This is a genomic window from Pseudomonas sp. W5-36 (assembly GCF_046540455.1).
Taxonomy (GTDB): Bacteria; Pseudomonadota; Gammaproteobacteria; order Pseudomonadales; family Pseudomonadaceae; genus Aquipseudomonas; species Aquipseudomonas graminis_B.
On the sequence record NZ_JAXCIQ010000023.1, the window covers coordinates 1 to 17,011 of the forward strand.

15 protein-coding genes are annotated in these 17,011 nt (G+C 61.5%); 11 read left to right on the forward strand and 4 right to left on the reverse strand.

Annotated elements, in window-relative coordinates; translation table 11 throughout:
• Positions 1-315 precede the first annotated feature (315 nt).
• Positions 316-1,236, reverse strand: a complete 921-nt coding sequence (locus SLW74_RS24690) for a LysR substrate-binding domain-containing protein (protein WP_410930434.1) — start codon at positions 1,234-1,236, stop codon at positions 316-318.
• A gap of 166 nt (positions 1,237-1,402) precedes the next feature.
• Between SLW74_RS24690 and trhA the strand changes: the two genes are divergently transcribed.
• The 8 genes from trhA to hydA all read left to right on the forward strand — a co-directional run bounded on the left by trhA (position 1,403) and on the right by hydA (position 9,123).
• Entirely contained in the window at positions 1,403-2,020 is a 618-nt protein-coding gene (gene trhA, locus SLW74_RS24695; protein WP_410930405.1) for a PAQR family membrane homeostasis protein TrhA, read from the forward strand.
• 306 nt (positions 2,021-2,326) lie between these two features.
• Positions 2,327-3,103, forward strand: a complete 777-nt coding sequence (locus SLW74_RS24700; protein WP_065991205.1) for a transporter substrate-binding domain-containing protein — start codon at positions 2,327-2,329, stop codon at positions 3,101-3,103.
• 52 nt (positions 3,104-3,155) lie between these two features.
• Positions 3,156-3,833 carry an amino acid ABC transporter permease gene (locus tag SLW74_RS24705; protein WP_065991207.1) on the forward strand — a complete coding sequence of 226 codons (678 nt, stop codon included), beginning with the start codon at positions 3,156-3,158 and terminating at the stop codon, positions 3,831-3,833.
• Positions 3,830-4,564 (forward strand): amino acid ABC transporter ATP-binding protein, encoded by a 735-nt coding sequence (locus SLW74_RS24710; protein WP_037018914.1) that lies wholly within the window; start codon positions 3,830-3,832, stop codon positions 4,562-4,564. Before SLW74_RS24705 ends, SLW74_RS24710 begins: the two co-directional genes overlap by 4 nt.
• 21 nt (positions 4,565-4,585) lie before the next feature.
• Positions 4,586-5,833 (forward strand): cysteine desulfurase-like protein, encoded by a 1,248-nt coding sequence (locus SLW74_RS24715; RefSeq protein WP_410930406.1) that lies wholly within the window; start codon positions 4,586-4,588, stop codon positions 5,831-5,833.
• A gap of 18 nt (positions 5,834-5,851) precedes the next feature.
• Complete coding sequence (locus SLW74_RS24720) at positions 5,852-6,724, forward strand: MurR/RpiR family transcriptional regulator (protein ID WP_065991210.1); 873 nt, start codon at positions 5,852-5,854, stop codon at positions 6,722-6,724.
• 52 nt (positions 6,725-6,776) lie between these two features.
• Positions 6,777-7,673, forward strand: coding sequence for an allantoinase PuuE (locus tag SLW74_RS24725; RefSeq protein WP_074893508.1), 897 nt, complete (start codon positions 6,777-6,779; stop codon positions 7,671-7,673).
• A 13-nt stretch (positions 7,674-7,686) separates the two neighbouring features.
• Positions 7,687-9,123, forward strand: a complete 1,437-nt coding sequence (gene hydA / locus SLW74_RS24730; protein WP_410930407.1) for a dihydropyrimidinase — start codon at positions 7,687-7,689, stop codon at positions 9,121-9,123.
• 122 nt (positions 9,124-9,245) lie between these two features.
• On the opposite strand, the gene SLW74_RS24735 is transcribed toward hydA, so the two are convergent.
• Positions 9,246-9,965, reverse strand: coding sequence for a 16S rRNA (uracil(1498)-N(3))-methyltransferase (locus SLW74_RS24735; RefSeq protein WP_065991213.1), 720 nt, complete (start codon positions 9,963-9,965; stop codon positions 9,246-9,248).
• Positions 9,966-10,024: 59 nt separating this feature from the next.
• Positions 10,025-11,431, reverse strand: a complete 1,407-nt coding sequence (locus SLW74_RS24740; protein ID WP_410930408.1) for an adenosylmethionine--8-amino-7-oxononanoate transaminase — start codon at positions 11,429-11,431, stop codon at positions 10,025-10,027.
• 235 nt (positions 11,432-11,666) lie between these two features.
• Here SLW74_RS24740 and SLW74_RS24745 point away from each other — a divergent pair, with 235 nt between their 5' ends.
• The 3 genes from SLW74_RS24745 (at position 11,667) to SLW74_RS24755 (ending at position 14,865) form a co-directional block, all read left to right on the forward strand.
• Positions 11,667-13,481 (forward strand): FAD-dependent oxidoreductase, encoded by a 1,815-nt coding sequence (locus tag SLW74_RS24745; RefSeq protein ID WP_369319202.1) that lies wholly within the window; start codon positions 11,667-11,669, stop codon positions 13,479-13,481.
• A 204-nt stretch (positions 13,482-13,685) separates the two neighbouring features.
• Positions 13,686-14,237 (forward strand): cytochrome b, encoded by a 552-nt coding sequence (locus SLW74_RS24750; RefSeq protein WP_065991217.1) that lies wholly within the window; start codon positions 13,686-13,688, stop codon positions 14,235-14,237.
• A gap of 31 nt (positions 14,238-14,268) precedes the next feature.
• A complete protein-coding gene (locus SLW74_RS24755) occupies positions 14,269-14,865 on the forward strand; it encodes a YceI family protein (RefSeq protein ID WP_065991218.1) in 597 nt (198 codons plus the stop codon).
• Between the two features lie 133 nt (positions 14,866-14,998).
• Here SLW74_RS24755 and SLW74_RS24760 read toward each other — a convergent pair whose 3' ends face one another.
• Positions 14,999-16,912 carry a DEAD/DEAH box helicase gene (locus SLW74_RS24760; RefSeq protein WP_410930409.1) on the reverse strand — a complete coding sequence of 638 codons (1,914 nt, stop codon included), beginning with the start codon at positions 16,910-16,912 and terminating at the stop codon, positions 14,999-15,001.
• Between the last annotated feature and the right edge of the window lie 99 nt (positions 16,913-17,011).

Genomic DNA, 17,011 nt, shown 5'->3' on the forward strand with positions numbered 1-17,011 from the left:
ACAAGTCCTACGACTCGCCCGAGATATCAAATTGACCGAGATCCTGTGGGAGCGAGCTTGCTCGCGAAGGCTGCATTCAGCCTGCAGAGAAATTGGCTGCACGCCCCGGCCCCTTCGTGAGCAAGCTCACTCCCACAAGTTCTACGACTCGCCCGAGATATCAAATTGACGGAGATTCTGTGGGAGCGAGCTTGCTCGCGAAGGCTTGCATTCAGCCTGTAGAGAAAGTGGCTGAACTCCCCGGCCTCTTCGCCCCGATGCGGCCCAGACCAAGCTCACACCCACAGTGGAGATTGGATCGAGCTGAAGCCGGGCTCAGGCCTGGGCCAGCCGGTTCGAGTACATCCGGCATTCCGCCAGCAACGCCAGCAGGTTCGGGTCGCGTTCGCGGGCTTTGAGGAAAACCAGTCCGATGTGCTGCTGCATGCGATAGCGCTGTTGCAATGGGATCAGCCGCACACGGTTTTCATACACGGCCGCAATCCTCCCCGGCAGCAGCGCGTAGCCCACACCCGAGCTGACCATGCTCAGCAGCGTGAAGATGTCATTCACCTGCATGGCGATCTTCGGTTCAAATCCGGCCTGTTCAAACACCCGGGCGCCGTCGCGGTGGGTGGCAAAGCCCTGGGTCAGCGTAATGAACGTCGCTTCGCGCAGATCGCCCAGGTTCACTTCGCTTTGCTGGGCGAAGGGTGAATCCACCGGGGCCGCGAGGAAGATATCGTCTGAGAACAGCGGCAAATGCTCGCAATCCGGATCACTCACGGATTCGTTCAGCGACACCAGAATCGCATCCACTTCCATGTTCTTCAGCTTGTAGAAAAGGTCGATGTTCGAGCCCAGAATCAGGTCGATGTTAAGTTCGCTGCGGCGGATCTTCAGGCCCATGATCAGCTGCGGCACGGTTTTGACCGTCAGTGAATACAGCGCCCCCAGCTTGAACCGCGCCGCCGAAAACCCGGCCGCCTGCCGCGTTTTTTCGATGGTGCCGAGCACGTCCTGCACCAGCTTCTGCGCACGCTCCTCCAGCACATATGCGCCTTCGAGCGGTGTGAGGTTGCGACCCTCGTGCTTGAACAGCGGACACCGCAACGCGCTTTCCAGCGAGTGAATCGCCCGATGCACGCTGACCGTGCTTGTCTGCAACTCGGCCGCCGCGCGAGCCAGATTGCCGGTGCGCATGAACGCCAGGAAAATTTCCAGCTTCTTGAGGGTGAGCTCTTCGTCGATCTGCATCGTGTGGGCCCGCGCCGGGTTCTTGTTTTGAGAGCGCCCGATTGTGCCGAAGAGATCGGCGGCTGGCTGCATTAAATTCTCGATAACACGACACAATTCGTTGTCATTGCGGTTCAGAAGCAGGACCCTTGACGCGTGTCGTGCAACTTAGAGAGGTAGTGTGCGGATGTACTACGGAGAAAAATTCAACGCCTGGACCCACTTGGTGGGCGCGATTCTGGCGACGATCGGTGCTGTCTGGATGCTGGTTGTCGCGACGATGGCCGGAGACATCTGGAAGATCATCAGCGTGGCGGTCTACGGTGTGGCCCTGGTGATGCTGTACAGCGCGTCGACGGTTTATCACAGCGTTCGCGGCCGGGCGAAAGTGATCATGCAAAAGGTCGATCACTTTTCCATCTATTTGCTCATCGCCGGCAGCTACACGCCGTTTTGTCTGGTGACGCTGCACGGGGCGTGGGGCTGGACGTTGTTCGGCATCGTCTGGGCGCTGGCGATCATCGGGATTCTGCAGGAGATCAAGCCCCGCTCCGACGCCCGCGTGATGTCCATCGTCATTTACGCAGTCATGGGCTGGATTGTGCTGGTCGCGGTCAAGCCGCTGATCGCCGCGCTGGGCATGGCCGGATTCGTCTGTCTGGCGCTGGGGGGCGTGTTCTACACCGTGGGGATCATTTTCTTCGCGTTCGACACCAAGGTCCGACACTTCCATGGGGTCTGGCACCTGTTCGTCATCGCCGGCAGCCTGCTGCACTTTGTCGCGATCATGCGTTACGTGTTGTGAGGCTGGGCATCGCTGACCCAGCTCCTGCACATTCGGATCTTACGCAGCGTACGTAGTTGGGCGATCCATGCGCTGCTTCGGTGCATGGCGTCCTTCAAATCACTGATCATTTTCTGTACACCCCACAGCCTTGCGCGCTTTCCCTTCTGCACCAATGCGGATAACTACCGCACCCGATTGAAGCATTTAATTCATTTATTTTATTTGTTGAATTATTTGATTCGTCATCCTAGTCTGATCCTCGAAACGCCCCCTCTTGTGGTAAGGCGGCCTTCTTGAACTGACTGATCAATCGGGGAGCAAGACATGAATGTGAAAGTACTCTTGAGCATGGCCGTGGCAACCGCCTTTTCCGCATCCACCTGGGCCGCTGACTGGACCGTCGGCGCCAACGTGGGCAACGTGCCGTGGGAGTTTCAGGACGCCAAGGGCGAGATCGTCGGCTTTGAAGTCGACGTGGTGAAAGAAGTCGCCAAGCGCGCCGGCAAGACCGTGGAATTCGTCAACATCCCGTTTAACGGCCTGTTCAGCGCCGTTCAGTCCAAGCGCGCTGACATCGCCATTTCCTCGATTACCATCACCCCCAAGCGCCTTGAGTCCGTCGGGTTCGCCCAGCCGTATTACGACAGCGACCAATCCCTGTCCGTGCTCGCCAAATCCGGCATCAACGGCCTGAAAGACATGGACGGCAAAGTGGTCGGCGTCGACACCGGCTCCACCGGCGACATGTGGGTCAACGCCCATCAGGCCGAATACAAATTCAAGGAAGTCTCACGCTACGAAGGGCTGTCGCCTGCGATGCTCGATCTCGCGTCTGGCCGCATGGACGGCTATATCAGCGATATCCCGGCGGTCCTGTACTACATCAAAGACAAGCCGCAATACAAAGTCGTCGCGAAAATTCCTACCGGTGAGAAGTACTCGTTGATGCACGCCAAGGGCTGGGCATCGGCCGGTCAGGTCAACGACATCATCAGCACGATGAAGAAAGAAGGCGTGATCGCCGACCTGCACAAGAAGTGGTTCGGTGCCGACGCTGATCCGGAGTCCAGCACCGTCAAAGTGGTCGATGTGCTCAAGTAACCCCTGACCGCTCACGGCCCCGCCCGTCACTGCTCGCCACCAAGGAATCGCAATGGAGTTGTTAGAAACGTTCTTCAACTGGAGCGTGTTCGTCGATGCGCTGCCACTGATGCTCCGCGGCCTGGGCGTGACGGTGATGCTTGGCGTGGTCAGCATCATTCTCGGCCTGGTGGGGGGGCTGGTGCTGGCGATGCTGCGGTTGTACGGGTACGCGCCGGTGCGGTTTCTGGCGCGGGTGTACATCGACGTGCTGCGCTCGATTCCTTTGCTGGTGCTGTTGGTGCTGATCTATTACGCGCTGCCGTTTGTGGGCATTCGCCTGTCGTCGTTCGCGGCGGCCACGGCGGCGCTGTCACTGGTGTCCTGCGCGTACTCGGCAGAGATTTTCCGCTCCGGCATCGAAGCCATTCCGCGCGGTCAGTTCGAAGCCTCGGCGTCCCAGGGCATGAGCTTTTTCAACACCATGCGCGACATCATCCTGCCCCAGGCCATGCGCATCGTCATGCCGCCGATGACCAGCAACTGCATCAACGTCATGAAAGACACCGCGCTGGCGTCCGTTGTGGCGATGCCCGATCTGCTCAAACAAGCCACTCAGGCCCAGGCACTGTCAGCCAACCCGACACCGCTGGTGGGCGCGGCGGTCATGTACTTGTTGCTGCTTCTGCCGCTGGTGCAACTGGTGAGCTGGATCGAGCGGCGTAACGGCGCCGGGAGGAAAAGCGCATGAGCACCGTCATCGAAATGGAAGGCGTGGCCAAATTCTACGGGCCGTTCCAGGCCCTGACCGACATCAACCTGACCGTCGATCAAGGTGAAGTGGTGGTCATTCTCGGGCCATCAGGCTCAGGGAAATCGACACTGATTCGCTGCATCAATCTGCTGGAGGAATACCAGCAGGGCGACATCCGCGTCGGCAGCCAACGTGTTGAAACGGGCCCGAAACTGGCGGGCATTCGTTGCGAAGTCGGCATGGTTTTTCAGAATTTCAATCTGTACCCGCACCTCACCGTGCTCGCCAATGTGGCGCTGGCGCCGGTCCGGGTGCGCGGCATGTCTCGGCGTGACGCCAATGAACGTGCGCGCCTGCTGCTGGAGAAAGTCGGCATGGGCGCCCACGCGGCGAAATACCCGAGCCAGCTGTCCGGCGGCCAGCAGCAGCGCGTGGCCATCGCCCGGACCATGGCCATGGAGCCACGGGTGATCCTGTTCGACGAGCCCACTTCGGCGCTCGACCCGGAGATGGTCGGCGAAGTGCTGGACGTCATGCAGAACCTCGCCCGCTCGGGCGTGACCATGGTCGTCGTGACCCACGAGATGGGCTTTGCGCGCAAGGTCGCCGACCGGGTGATCTTCATGGAGAACGGCCGAATCATCGAACAGAACAACCCGCACGATTTCTTCACGGCCCCGCAAGAGCCGAGAACCCGCGCGTTTTTGCAGGCCATCCTGCATCACTGATCAGACTCTGGAGCTCATCCCTTGAATGCCTTGGACATCGATTACGTACGCAGCCAGTTTCCCGCCCTCGGCAGCGGTTACGCCTACCTGGACAACGCCGGCGGCTCGGCCGTGCTCAAGCCGGTCGCCGAGCGCATCACTGATTACTTGCTTAATAGCGCCGTCCAGTTGGGTGCGTCCTACAGTGAGTCGGTAGATGCTGGCGCACGTGTGATGAAGGCGCGGGAATCGGTCGCGCAACTGATCAACGCGCGCTACCCGGAAGAGTGCGTGATGGGCGGCTCGACCACCCATTTGCTGCAAATCCTCTGCCGCGCCATCGCCCCGTCGATCAATCCCGGCGACGAAATCATCGTCACCAACTGCGACCACGAAGCCAACATCGGGCCGTGGGTAAGGCTGTGCGAAGACCGCGGCGCGACCTTGCGCGTCTGGGCCGTCGACGCCCAGAGCATGGACCTGGAATTGGCTGATCTGGATGCGCTGCTCAGCGACAAGACTCGCTACCTGGCCATGACCCACGCGTCGAACATCCTCGGCAGCGTCAACCCGGTCGCCGAAGTCGCGCGCCGGGTGCATGCAGTGGGCGGCAAGGTGTGCGTCGATGCCGTGGCCTACGCGCCCCATCGGCTGGTCGATGTGCAAGCCAGCGGCGCCGATTATTACGTGTTCAGTTTCTACAAGACCTTCGGCCCGCACTTCGCCGTGCTGTGGGGCAAACGTGAGGCGTTGCTGGAGCTGCCGAGCCTGAACCACTTTTTCATCGGTCAGGAGGTCATTCCCTACAAGCTTCAGCCCGGCAACTTGAACTACGAGCTGTCCTACGGCTGCATCGGCATCAGCGATTACCTGATCGACATCGGCCAACGCCTCGGCGCCAGCGGCAGCGAACGCCAGCTGATGCAGGCGGCGTTCGATGCCTTTGAAGTCCAGGAAGACCTGTTGGCCGAAACGCTGCTGGCGTTTCTGCGGGAGACGCCGGGTGTACGAATCATCGGAAAATCCCGTGTGACCGATGGTGATCGCGTGCCAACCATCAGCTTCGTGGTGGAGGGCATTCAGTCGGAAGCCATCGTGCGCCGCGTGGACAATCACCGTATGGGCATCCGCTTTGGTGACTTCTATGCACGCCGCCTGATCGAACAGTTGGGGCTGTCCCCTTATGGCGGCGTGGTTCGTGTGTCGATCGCCCACTACAACAGCGTCGATGAGCTGAATCGTCTGGTGGAGCATCTGGCTCAGGCGATCACAGAACTGCGTCCCTCCTGACTTCTATCGAGCCTTTTTATGCCTGTACCCCAAACCCTGGCCGAGCTGCGTGCCGCCATCGTCGAACATCAGGAACGCCTGACTGCGCGGCAGCGTGATGCCGCGCATTACCTGAACGAGCACCCCCACGATGTGGCGCTGAACACGGTCGCGGCGCTGGCGAAGATCTCCGGCATCCCGTCGTCCGCGTTCATTCGGCTGGCCCAGGCGCTGGGCTTCGGCGGGTTCAGCGACCTGCAGCGCCTGTTCAAGCAGCCGTTGCAGCAGGCCGGGCAGGGCAGCTTTAAAGAGCGTATTCGGCACTATCGCGGCGAGCAGTTGCTCGATGACCCCACCGATGTGGGCGCCATGCTCTCGGCATTCAGCCGCGCGAATATCGTCTCGCTGGAGCACCTGGCCGAAGGCGAGCAAGTCGAGGCCATCGAGCGCGCCATCGAGCTGTTGGAACAGGCGCGCACCACCTTCGTGGTCGGCATGCGTCGCTCGTTTCCCATGGCGTCCTACCTGAGTTACGCGCTCAGCCGCGTGGGTCGTCGCGCGGTACACATCAGCGGTCTGGGCGGCAGCTTGCGCGAGCAGGTCGGTGCGCTGCACGGCGATGATGTGCTGGTGGCGGTGAGTTTTCCGCCGTACGCGCAGGAAACCATCGACGCTTGCCAGCAAGCGGTCGCCGCGGGGACGCCCATCGTGGCGATCACTGACAGCATTCTCAGCCCCATCGGACAAACCGCGTCGGTGATGATCGAGGTCAACGACGCCGAGCTGCTGGGCTTTCGCTCGCTCACTGCTGCGTTCTGCATTGCGCAGACCCTGGCCATGGGCCTGGCCTTTCGCACCGGCCAGAACCTCGATGGCCCCGACCATGATGCATTGAAAACCATCGACTGCTGAGCCTTGGCTTGGCGGTCTGCCGACTGTTCGAACGTTGCAGGAGTAGGCTTTTATGGCATCACCCATTCGAGATCTGGTCGGCTACGGCCGGCAGCGCCCCCAAGGTACCTGGCCCAACGGCGCGCGTCTGGCCGTCAACTTTGTCATCAACTACGAAGAGGGCTCGGAGCGCTCCCTGGCCATGGGCGACCCTGACCAGGAGAGCATGACCGAGTGGGGCAGCTATCAGTTTCCCGATGGCGTGCGCAATCTGGCGATGGAGTCGATGTACGAGTACGGCGCCCGCGTCGGCATCTGGCGCATCCTCGACATCCTGCAACAGGCCAACGTCCCGGCGACCTTCCATGCCTGTGCGGTGGCCTTCGAGCAGAACCCGGAGGTCGCCAAAGCGGCGGTCGAGCTGGGTCATGAAATCTGCAGTCACGGTTATCGCTGGGAGGAGGTCTTCCGCCTGACCGAGGCCGAGGAGCGCGAGCACATTCGCCTGGCGATCGAGTCGTTCGAACGCACCTGCGGCAAGCGTCCGGTGGGCTGGTATTGCCGCTACGGCGCCAGCGTTCATACGCGACGACTGGTGGCGGAAGAGGGCGGTTTTCTCTACGACTCAGACGCCTACAACGATGACGTGCCGTATTTCGTCGACGTCGAGGGCAAGCAACATCTGGTGGTGCCGTACACCAGCGACGTCAACGACTTCCGCTACTGGAACTCCCCGGGCTTGTCTCAGGCGTCCGATTTCCTTGAGTACATGAAGGAAAGCTTCGATGTGCTGTACGAAGAGTCCGCCGACGGCCTGCGAATGATGTCCATCGGGCTGCACCCGCGCATGGTCGGGCGTCCGGGTCGTGTCCGCGCGATCAAGCATTTCATCGAATACGCCCAGGCCCGCGAAGGCGTCTGGTTCACCACCCGCGAAGAGATCGCCAAGGCCTGGCTGACCCGCGCCTGAGGGAGTGAACGACATGCAGGCTTTTGATTTGATCATCCGTAACGCCAATGTGGTGACGGCGGCGGACGGTTTCCTGTGCGACATCGGCGTGCGCGACGGCCGAATCGTCGCGCTGGGCCTGGGCCTGGAAGGTGCCCCAGAGGAAGTCGATGCGCGAGGGCGAACCGTTACCCCCGGCGGGATCGACAGCCATGTGCATCTGGATCAGCCGACCGGCGATGGCTCGGTCATGGCCGATGACTTCGAAAGCGGCACCCGCTCGGCAGCCTGTGGCGGGACTACAACGGTGATTCCCTTTGCCTGCCAGCAGAAGGGCCAGACCCTGCGGGCGGCAGTGGAGGATTACCACCGGCGCGCCGATGGTCGCGCGCTGATCGATTACGCGTTTCACCTCATCGTCACCGACCCTACCGAAGACGTGCTGCGCCGCGAGCTGCCCGAGCTGATTGCCGAGGGCTACACCTCATTCAAAATCTACATGACCTACGACGCGTTGAAGCTCAACGACCGGGAGATTCTGGAAACCCTGTCGGTGGCGCGGGCCGAAGGCGCGATGGTGATGCTGCACGCGGAAAACAGCGACTGCATCGCCTGGTTGACCGAGCGCCTGCTCGCCGCCGGTCTCAGTGCGCCGCGCTATCACGCCACGTCGCGGCCGATGCTGGTCGAGCGCGAAGCCACGCATCGGGCCATCGCGCTGGCCGAGCTGGTCGATGTGCCGATTCTCATCGTGCATGTGTCCGGACGTGAGGCCATCGAGCAGATTCGCTGGGCGCAGAGCCACGGTTTGAAGGTCTACGGCGAAACCTGCCCGCAGTATCTGTTTCTGACGGCGGACTCGCTGGGCTGCGATGACAGTTTTGAAGGCGCGAAATGCATCTGCAGCCCGCCGCCGAGAGACGCTGGCAATCAGCAAGTGGTCTGGGACGGCCTGCAGAATGGCTCGTTCGGAGTGTTCTCATCGGATCACGCGCCGTTTCGCTACGGTGGCCCGGACGGCAAGCGTGCCCACGGCGAGACGGCGCCGTTTTCAGAAGTGGCCAATGGCATTCCGGGCGTCGAAACGCGCATGGCGCTGCTCTGGTCGGAAGGCGTGCGCAAGGGGCGAATCAGCCCGCAGGCGTTTGTCGCGCTGACGGCCACTAATGCGGCGCGGCTGTACGGGTTGTATCCGCGCAAGGGCAGCATCGCCATTGGCTCGGATGCGGATCTGGTGATCTGGGATGAAGACCTGGACATCGAACTGACCAATGAAATGCTGCACCACAACGTCGATTACACCCCGTACGAGGGGATGCGCTTGACGGCATGGCCGGCGATGACCTTCGCCAGAGGGGAGCGGGTCTGGGACTGCAGCCCGTTGGGCGAACCGGGGCGTGGAGAGTTTCTGCCCTGCGCCCGGCCGGAGCCTGCGAAAGCACGGCGTCGAGCGTCGGAATTGCCGCAGTGAGGACTAAATCACTGGCGGATGTACGCGACCCTTGTAGGACTGGCTTCAGCCGGGAAGGGGCCGGTGTGCGCACCATCAATCTTGCGGCGTGACGACTGACGCCTTCCCGGCTGAAGCCGGTCCTACAAATCACCCCACAACTGTTGCGCGATGCTCAGCGCCACCACTGGCGCGGTTTCGGTGCGCAGCACGCGGGGGCCGAGGCGGGCGGCGTGGAAACCGGCGTCCTGTGCCTGGGCCACTTCGGCGTCATTCAGCCCACCTTCAGGACCAATCAAAAAGGCCAGACTGCCGGGCTTTTCATGGCTGGTCAGCGGCGCCGCGACCGGGTGCAACACCAGCTTCAAGTCCGCTTCCGTCTGCTTGAGCCACTCGGCCAGAGTCACCGGCCCATGAATCACCGGCACCACCGAGCGCCCGCACTGTTCGCAGGCGCTGATCGCGATCTGCTGCCAATGGGCCTGACGCTTCTCCGCACGCTCATCTTTGAGACGCACTTCGCAGCGCTCGCTGATGATCGGGGTAATCTGCGTCACGCCCAGTTCGGTGGCTTTCTGAATCGCCCAATCCATCCGCTCACCCCGGGAGAGGCCCTGGCCAAGATGGATCTGCAAGGGCGACTCCGGCTGACCGGCAAAGCGTTCGCTCACCTGCACCCGCACCTGCTTTTTGCCGACTTGCGCCAGCGTGGCGCGAAACTCATGGCCCGAACCATCGAACAGCTGTACCGCGTCGCCTTCGGACATGCGCAACACGCGGCTGATGTAATGGGCCTGGGCCTCTGGCAGTTCGTGCTCACCGACACTGAGGGTGGCATCGACGAAAAAGCGGGACAGTCTCATGGTTGTGTCTCTAAAGATTGTGTTGAATGCGGCGCCTGGAGAATGGGTGTAACGGCCTGCTAGCCTGGATCACGAAAATCCGGATGGAAGTTCTCTCTCACCGCCACACTCACGCTGCTGCGCGTCGCGATGTCGATCCCTTCGGTCGCTACATCGGCCAGGAAGTCGATCTGCTCCGGTGTGATTACGTAGGGCGGCAGGAAGTACACCACGCTGCCCAGCGGACGCAGCAAAGCACCTCGGGTCAGCGCGTGCTCGAACACCTTGAGCCCGCGCCGCTCCTGCCACGGATACGGCGTTTTAGTGGGCTTGTCCTGCACCATCTCGATGGCAATCGCCATCCCGGTCTGCCGCACTTCAGCGACGTTCGGGTGATCGACCAGATGCACTGTCGCGGTCTTCATGCGCTGGGCCAGCGCCTTGTTGTTTTCGATGACGTTGTCCTGCTCGAAAATATCCAGCGTCGCCAACGCCGCCGCGCACGCCAGCGGGTTGCCGGTGTAGCTGTGGGAGTGCAGGAAAGCGCGCAAGGTCGGGTAGTCGTCGTAAAACGCGTCGTACACATCATCGGTGGTGATGCACGCCGCCAGCGGCAGATAGCCGCCGGTCAGCGCCTTGGACAGGCACAGGAAGTCCGGGCGAATGCCGGCCTGCTCGCAGGCAAACATGGTCCCGGTGCGGCCGAAGCCCACGGCGATCTCGTCATGAATCAGGTGCACGCCATACCGGTCGCAGGCCTCGCGCAGCAGCTTGAGGTAAATCGGGTCGTACATGCGCATGCCGCCCGCGCCTTGAATCAGCGGCTCGATGATCACCGCCGCGACGCTGTCGTGATGCTCGGCGAGGGTTTGCTCCATCACCGCGAACATCGTCCGGGTGTGCTCTTCCCAGCTCACGCCTTCAGGCCGGTGGTAGCAGTCCGGGCTTGGCACCTTGATGGTGTCCATCAGCAGCGCTTTGTAGGTCTCGGTGAACAGCGGCACGTCACCGACCGCCATCGCGGCCATGGTTTCGCCGTGGTAGCTATTGGTCAGGGTGACGAAGCGCTTCTTGTCCGGCTTGCCGCGATTGAGCCAGTAATGAAAGCTCATCTTCAGCGCGACTTCGATGCAGGACGAACCGTTGTCGGCGTAGAAGCAGCGCGTCAGGCCTTCGGGCGTCATCGCCACCAGACGCTCGGACAGCTCGATGACCGGCTGATGGCTGAAGCCTGCCAGGATCACGTGCTCCAGTTGATCGACCTGATCCTTGATGCGCTGATTGATGCGCGGGTTGGCGTGGCCGAATACGTTGACCCACCAGGAGCTGACCGCGTCGAGGTAGCGCTTGCCTTCGAAGTCCTCCAGCCAGACCCCTTCGCCGCGCTTGATCGGAATCAGCGGCAGTTTTTCGTGGTCTTTCATCTGGGTGCAGGGGTGCCAAAGGACCTTCAGGTCGCGCTGCATCCACTGGTCGTTAAGGCCCATTACTCTTCTCCACATAGCGGCTCGCATGGCGCGAGGGCAAACAATCGCGCAAGCCTATGCAATGGATGCCAGCGGGACAACCTTTAGCGTGTTGTTTAAATCGCCGCGAGCGCCGCTTTCGAGCCTGACGGACATTGCTGGCGGGCGTTTCCCGGCTCGCGTATCCTTCGCGCTCTTCGAAAAATCGGACAACAAAATCCGACAATTCCCCCCGTTTTTCTCCGGAGTTCGCTGAATGCTTTCTGGTTGGCTGCGCGCCTGTGCGCTGGTGATGGTTGGGATGGTCAGCGCTTCAGCGCTTGCCGTGGATAAACCGCATACGGTGATCGTCGTCGGCGGTGGTCTGGCGGGACTCACGACGGCTTACGAGCTGCAGAGCAAAGGCTGGCAAGTCACCTTGCTGGAAGCCAAACCCACCGTCGGCGGCCGCTCCGGTCTGGCCGGCAGCGAGTGGATCGGCAACGCCAAGGCCCAGCCGGTGCTGAATCAGTACATTGATCGCTTCAAGATCAAGGCGGTGCCCGCGCCGGAATTTGTGCGGACCCCGAGCTACCTGATCGAAGGCGAGTACTTCACTGGCGCCGACCTGGCGACCAAACAGCCGGCGACCGCCGAAGCCATCAAGCGCTACGAAGCAGCGGTGGATGACCTGGCCCGATCGATCACCGACCCCGACAACCCGGCGGCCAACAGCACTCTGTTTGCGCTGGACCAGATCACCGTCTCCAACTGGCTGGACCGTCTGAGTCTGCCAACCACCGCGCGCCAACTGATCAATCAGCAGATTCGTACGCGCTACGACGAACCTTCGCGGTTGTCGCTGCTGTACCTCGCACAGCAAACACGGGTCAATCGCAACGTCGACGACCGCGACCGCCGCGCCGCTCGCCTGCCGGGTGGTAGCGCCGTGCTGGCCGAGGAGTTCGTCAAACAGCTGAAAGTCATCAAGACCAATTCGCCGGTGTCGGCCATCAATCAGGACAAGGACGGCGTGACCGTCAAGGTCGGTTCGCTGGGTTACGAAGCCGAATATGTTGTGTTGGCCGTGCCGTTGCGCGCACTGAGCAAGATCCAGATGACCCCTGCACTGGACGCCCAGCGTCTGGGCGCGATAAAGAGCACCAACTACGGCTGGCATGACCAGATCATGCTCAAGTTCAAGACCCCGGTCTGGGACAGCAAGGCGCGCATGTCCGGCGAGATCTATAGCAACACCGGCCTCGGCATGTTGTGGGTCGAGCCTGCGCTGAAGGGCGGCGCCAACGTCGTGATCAACCTGGCCGGCGACAACGCCCGCATCATGCAGGCGTTCGGCGACAAGCAGCTGGTGGATCAAGTGCTGATCCGCATGCAGGCGTTCTACCCGCAGGCGCGCGGCGCGTTCACCGGTTATGAACTGCGTCGCTCCAGCATTGACCCGTCCAGCGGCGGTGCATACCTGGCCTTCGGCCCGGGCCAGATCAGCAAATACTGGCGCTTGTGGGAACGACCACTGCAGCGCGTAGCCTTTGCCGGCGAACACACCGACACCTTGTACCCAGGCACCCTGGAAGGCGCATTGCGTTCAGGTCAGCGCGCGGCCATTCAGGTGCAGGGCCTGTCTGAAGGCAAGTCGTACGAGCCGGTCAAAGCGCCGCCTCCGAAGGCCCCTGAACCGACCAAGGAAAGCAGCGGCGGCATTGGCGGCTTCTTCTCGAACATGTTCGGCGGTTCCAAGCCTGAGCCGAAACCGGCCGAGAAAGCCCCAGCGCCTGCTCCGACCCCGGCTCCAGCGCCTGCCCCGGTAACGCCGCCGCCAGCTCCAGTGGTTGAACCGTCCAAGCCTGCGGTCGTGGAGCCTGCGAAAAAGGCCCCGGCCAAGAAAGAACCGGCGAAGAAGGAGCCCGTCAAAAAGGCTCCGGCCAAACCGGCAGCCATCCACAAAGCCCCTGCCAAAACCGACGCTGCGAAAAAAGCGCCGGCCAAGGCCACGGGTGACAAGGCAGCACCGGCCACTCCGGCGGCTCCGGCAGCGGCTCCGGCAGCACCGGCGACCGACAGCAAAAACTGATCGGTAACGGCTGAAAGCAAAGGCGCGGCTTGATACCGCGCCTTTTTTTCGCCTGGATAAAACGTAACGCTGGCTTAATCTCATTCGGACGAAAATATGTCAGGAGATTTCAATCGGATTTCCTGATTCTTCAAAGCAACATTTTGCGCTTTCTTTCGATAGGTAAAGCGCTAGTCTCTCCTCGGCCCTCACAGGATATTCAGCATGCAGTTACGCAACTCATCTTCTCGCTATGGCTGGGTCAGCATCGTTTTGCATTGGGGTGTCGCGCTGACGGTGTTCGGCATGTTTGCGCTAGGGTTGTGGATGGTAGGGCTGGGCTATTACGACACGTGGCGTAAGGCCGGCCCTGACCTGCACAAGAGCATCGGCATCACGCTGTTCCTGTTCATGCTGATCCGGGTGATCTGGCGCTTCGTCAGCCCGCCGCCAGCAGCGCCTGCCACCCACAGCCGGTTTGTGAAAACCGCTGCGAAACTGGGCCATGCGTTTCTGTACCTGGACCTGTTTTTGGTGATGTTCGCCGGTTACCTGATTTCCACCGCAGACGGTGTCGGGATTCCGGTGTTTGGATTGTTCGAAGTGCCTGCCTTGATCAGCGGACTGCCCGACCAGGCAGACGTCGCAGGCACCGTGCACTTGTACCTGGCCTGGACCCTGGTGATTTTTGCAGGACTCCACGGGCTGGCCGCTTTGAAGCATCACTTCGTTGATCGTGATGCCACCCTTGTACGTATGCTTGGCCGCAAGGCCTGATACTCAATTCAACTAGAAAGGAAGACGACGTATGTTGAAAAAGACACTTGCTGCACTGGCCCTGGGTACCGCGCTGCTGACGGCCGGTCAGGCAATGGCCGCTGATTACACGATCGACAAGGAAGGCCAACACGCCTTCATCAACTTCAAGATCAGCCACCTGGGCTACAGCTTCATCTACGGCACGTTCAAGGACTGGAACGGCACATTCAGCTTCGACGCCGCCAAGCCTGAAGACAGCAAGATCAGCATCGACTTGAAGACCGCGAGCGTCTTCACCAACCACGCTGAACGTGACAAGCACATCAGCAGCAAGGACTTCCTCGACGTCGCGACCTATCCTGACGCCAAGTTTGTTTCCACCAAGGTCACCAACATCGGCAAGAATGCTGACGGTAAGACCACGGCTGACGTGATCGGCGACCTGACCCTGCACGGCGTGACCAAGCCGGTCACCGTCAAGACTACCTTCCTGGGTGAAGGCAAGGATCCATGGGGCGGCTACCGTGCCGGCTTCGAGGGCACTACTTCGATCAAGCGTTCTGATTTCGGCAAGATGATGGACCTGGGTCCACAGTCCGACACCCTGGAGCTGGACATCTCGTTCGAAGGCGTCAAAGCCAAGTAAGACGAGTTGTCGTGGTGATGAAGCGCCGACCTTTGGGTCGGCGTTTTTGTGTGTGGCATTGCTTGAATCACGCAAACAAAAACGCCCCGAACCAGTCGGGGCGTTTTATTGGCTGCGTAACAACCGGCGCTGCTTAACCTTCGCGGTTGCGGGTCAGCAGGGCTGGTTTTTCACCGCGTGGGCGGCTTGGCAACTGATCAAGTTGTTCAGCCGAAGGGAAACGATCGCCCTTGGACTCTTTGTGCATGATCTTCGGTGCTGGCTGACCGTCGCGAGGCCCGCGTACCGCTGGCTCCTGACGCGCTGGCTGGTCTTCGCGCGCCGGACGACGAGCACGAGGCTGGTCTTCGCGACGAGCCTGACCGTCACGGCCGGAACCGTTGCGAGGACCACTGCGTTTGGCCGGTGCGCCGGCGGCGTCGGTGGTGGCGGAGCCGCCAGTGGCCGAACCACTGCGCGGACCGCTACGGCCTGGTGCCTGACCGCGAGGTGCCGGTGCGGCGCCCGTGGCAGGAGCGCCCGGACGACGGCCGCGGCCCTGGTTCTTGTTCTGGTACGGGCTGACGTAGTCGGCACGGTTGCCGAAGTTGTCCACTTCGTCATCCAGGAACTCGTCAGGTGCGCGATTAGCACCCGCAGCCGCTGGCTGCGACTGACGTGACTCGCTCGACGGGGTGCCCTGACGCGGCTTTTGAGGGCGCGCCGGACGTGCCGGGCGCTCGCCCGAAGGTGCTGCCGCGGCCGTTGCCGGCTTTTCCTTGCCCTTGTCTTTGCCTTTGTCCTTGCGACCGCCGCCACCGCCGCCTCCGTTTGGGCCGTCGCCACGCGGGCCACGGGCATTGCGCGGGTTACGCACATCCGGACGCTCGCGGACTTCCGGCTTCTCGGCTTCGACGGCCGTGATGTCGAAGCCCATCAGATCGCCGTCGGCAATCTTCTGCTTGGTCATGCGCTCGATGCTTTTCAGCAGCTTCTCTTCGTCCGGCGCAACCAGCGAGATCGCCTCGCCGCTACGGCCTGCGCGACCGGTACGACCGATGCGGTGCACGTAGTCTTCGTCGACGTTAGGCAGTTCGAAGTTGACCACGTGGGGCAACTGGTCGATGTCCAGACCACGGGCAGCGATGTCGGTCGCGACCATGATGCGAACGGTGCCGGCCTTGAAGTCGGCCAGCGCTTTGGTGCGTGCGTTCTGGCTCTTGTTGCCGTGGATCGCCACAGCGCTGAGGCCGTGCTTATCCAGGTACTCGGCCAGGCGGTTGGCGCCGTGCTTGGTGCGGGTAAACACCAGCACCTGTTCCCACGCGCCTTGAGTGATCAGGTGCGCCAGGAGCGAGCGTTTGTGGTTGGCCGGCAGGCGGAACACACGCTGCTCGATACGCTCGACCGTGGTGTTCGGCGGCGTGACTTCAATGCGTTCCGGGTTGTGCAGCAGTTTGCCGGCCAGCGCGGTGATGTCCTGGGAGAACGTTGCCGAGAACAGCAGGTTCTGACGCTTGGACGGCAGGCGTGCAAGGACTTTCTTCACGTCGTGAACGAAGCCCATGTCGAGCATGCGGTCGGCTTCGTCCAGGACAAGGATTTCAACGTGGGACAGATCGACGCTGCCCTGACCGGCCAGATCGAGCAAACGACCCGGGCAGGCAACCAGTACGTCAACGCCGCGTGCCATGGCCTGAACCTGCGGGTTCATGCCGACACCGCCGAAGATGCAGGTACTGACGAACTTGAGGTTCTTGGCGTAGATCTTGAAGCTGTCGTGGACTTGAGCGGCCAGTTCACGAGTAGGGGTCAGGACCAGAACACGCGGTTGGCGCGGGCCGTGACGCTGGGATTTGTCCGGATGACCGTTGGGAAACAACCGCTCCAGGATAGGGAGGGCGAAACCACCGGTTTTACCAGTACCTGTCTGGGCGGCGACCATCAGATCGCGGCCTTGCAACACGGCGGGAATGGCCCGCTGTTGCACTGGGGTAGGCTGGGTGTAGCCAGCAGCCTCGATGGCGCTGACTAAAGCCTCGGAGAGACCGAGGGAAGCAAAGGACATGAGTAATCCTGTCTTGAGTTGGGGCCATAGAGGCCCAAATAGGGATGATCTTCCAGGCGCAGACTAAAGGTTCTGCACGTAACGTGAATGCGCTCGACC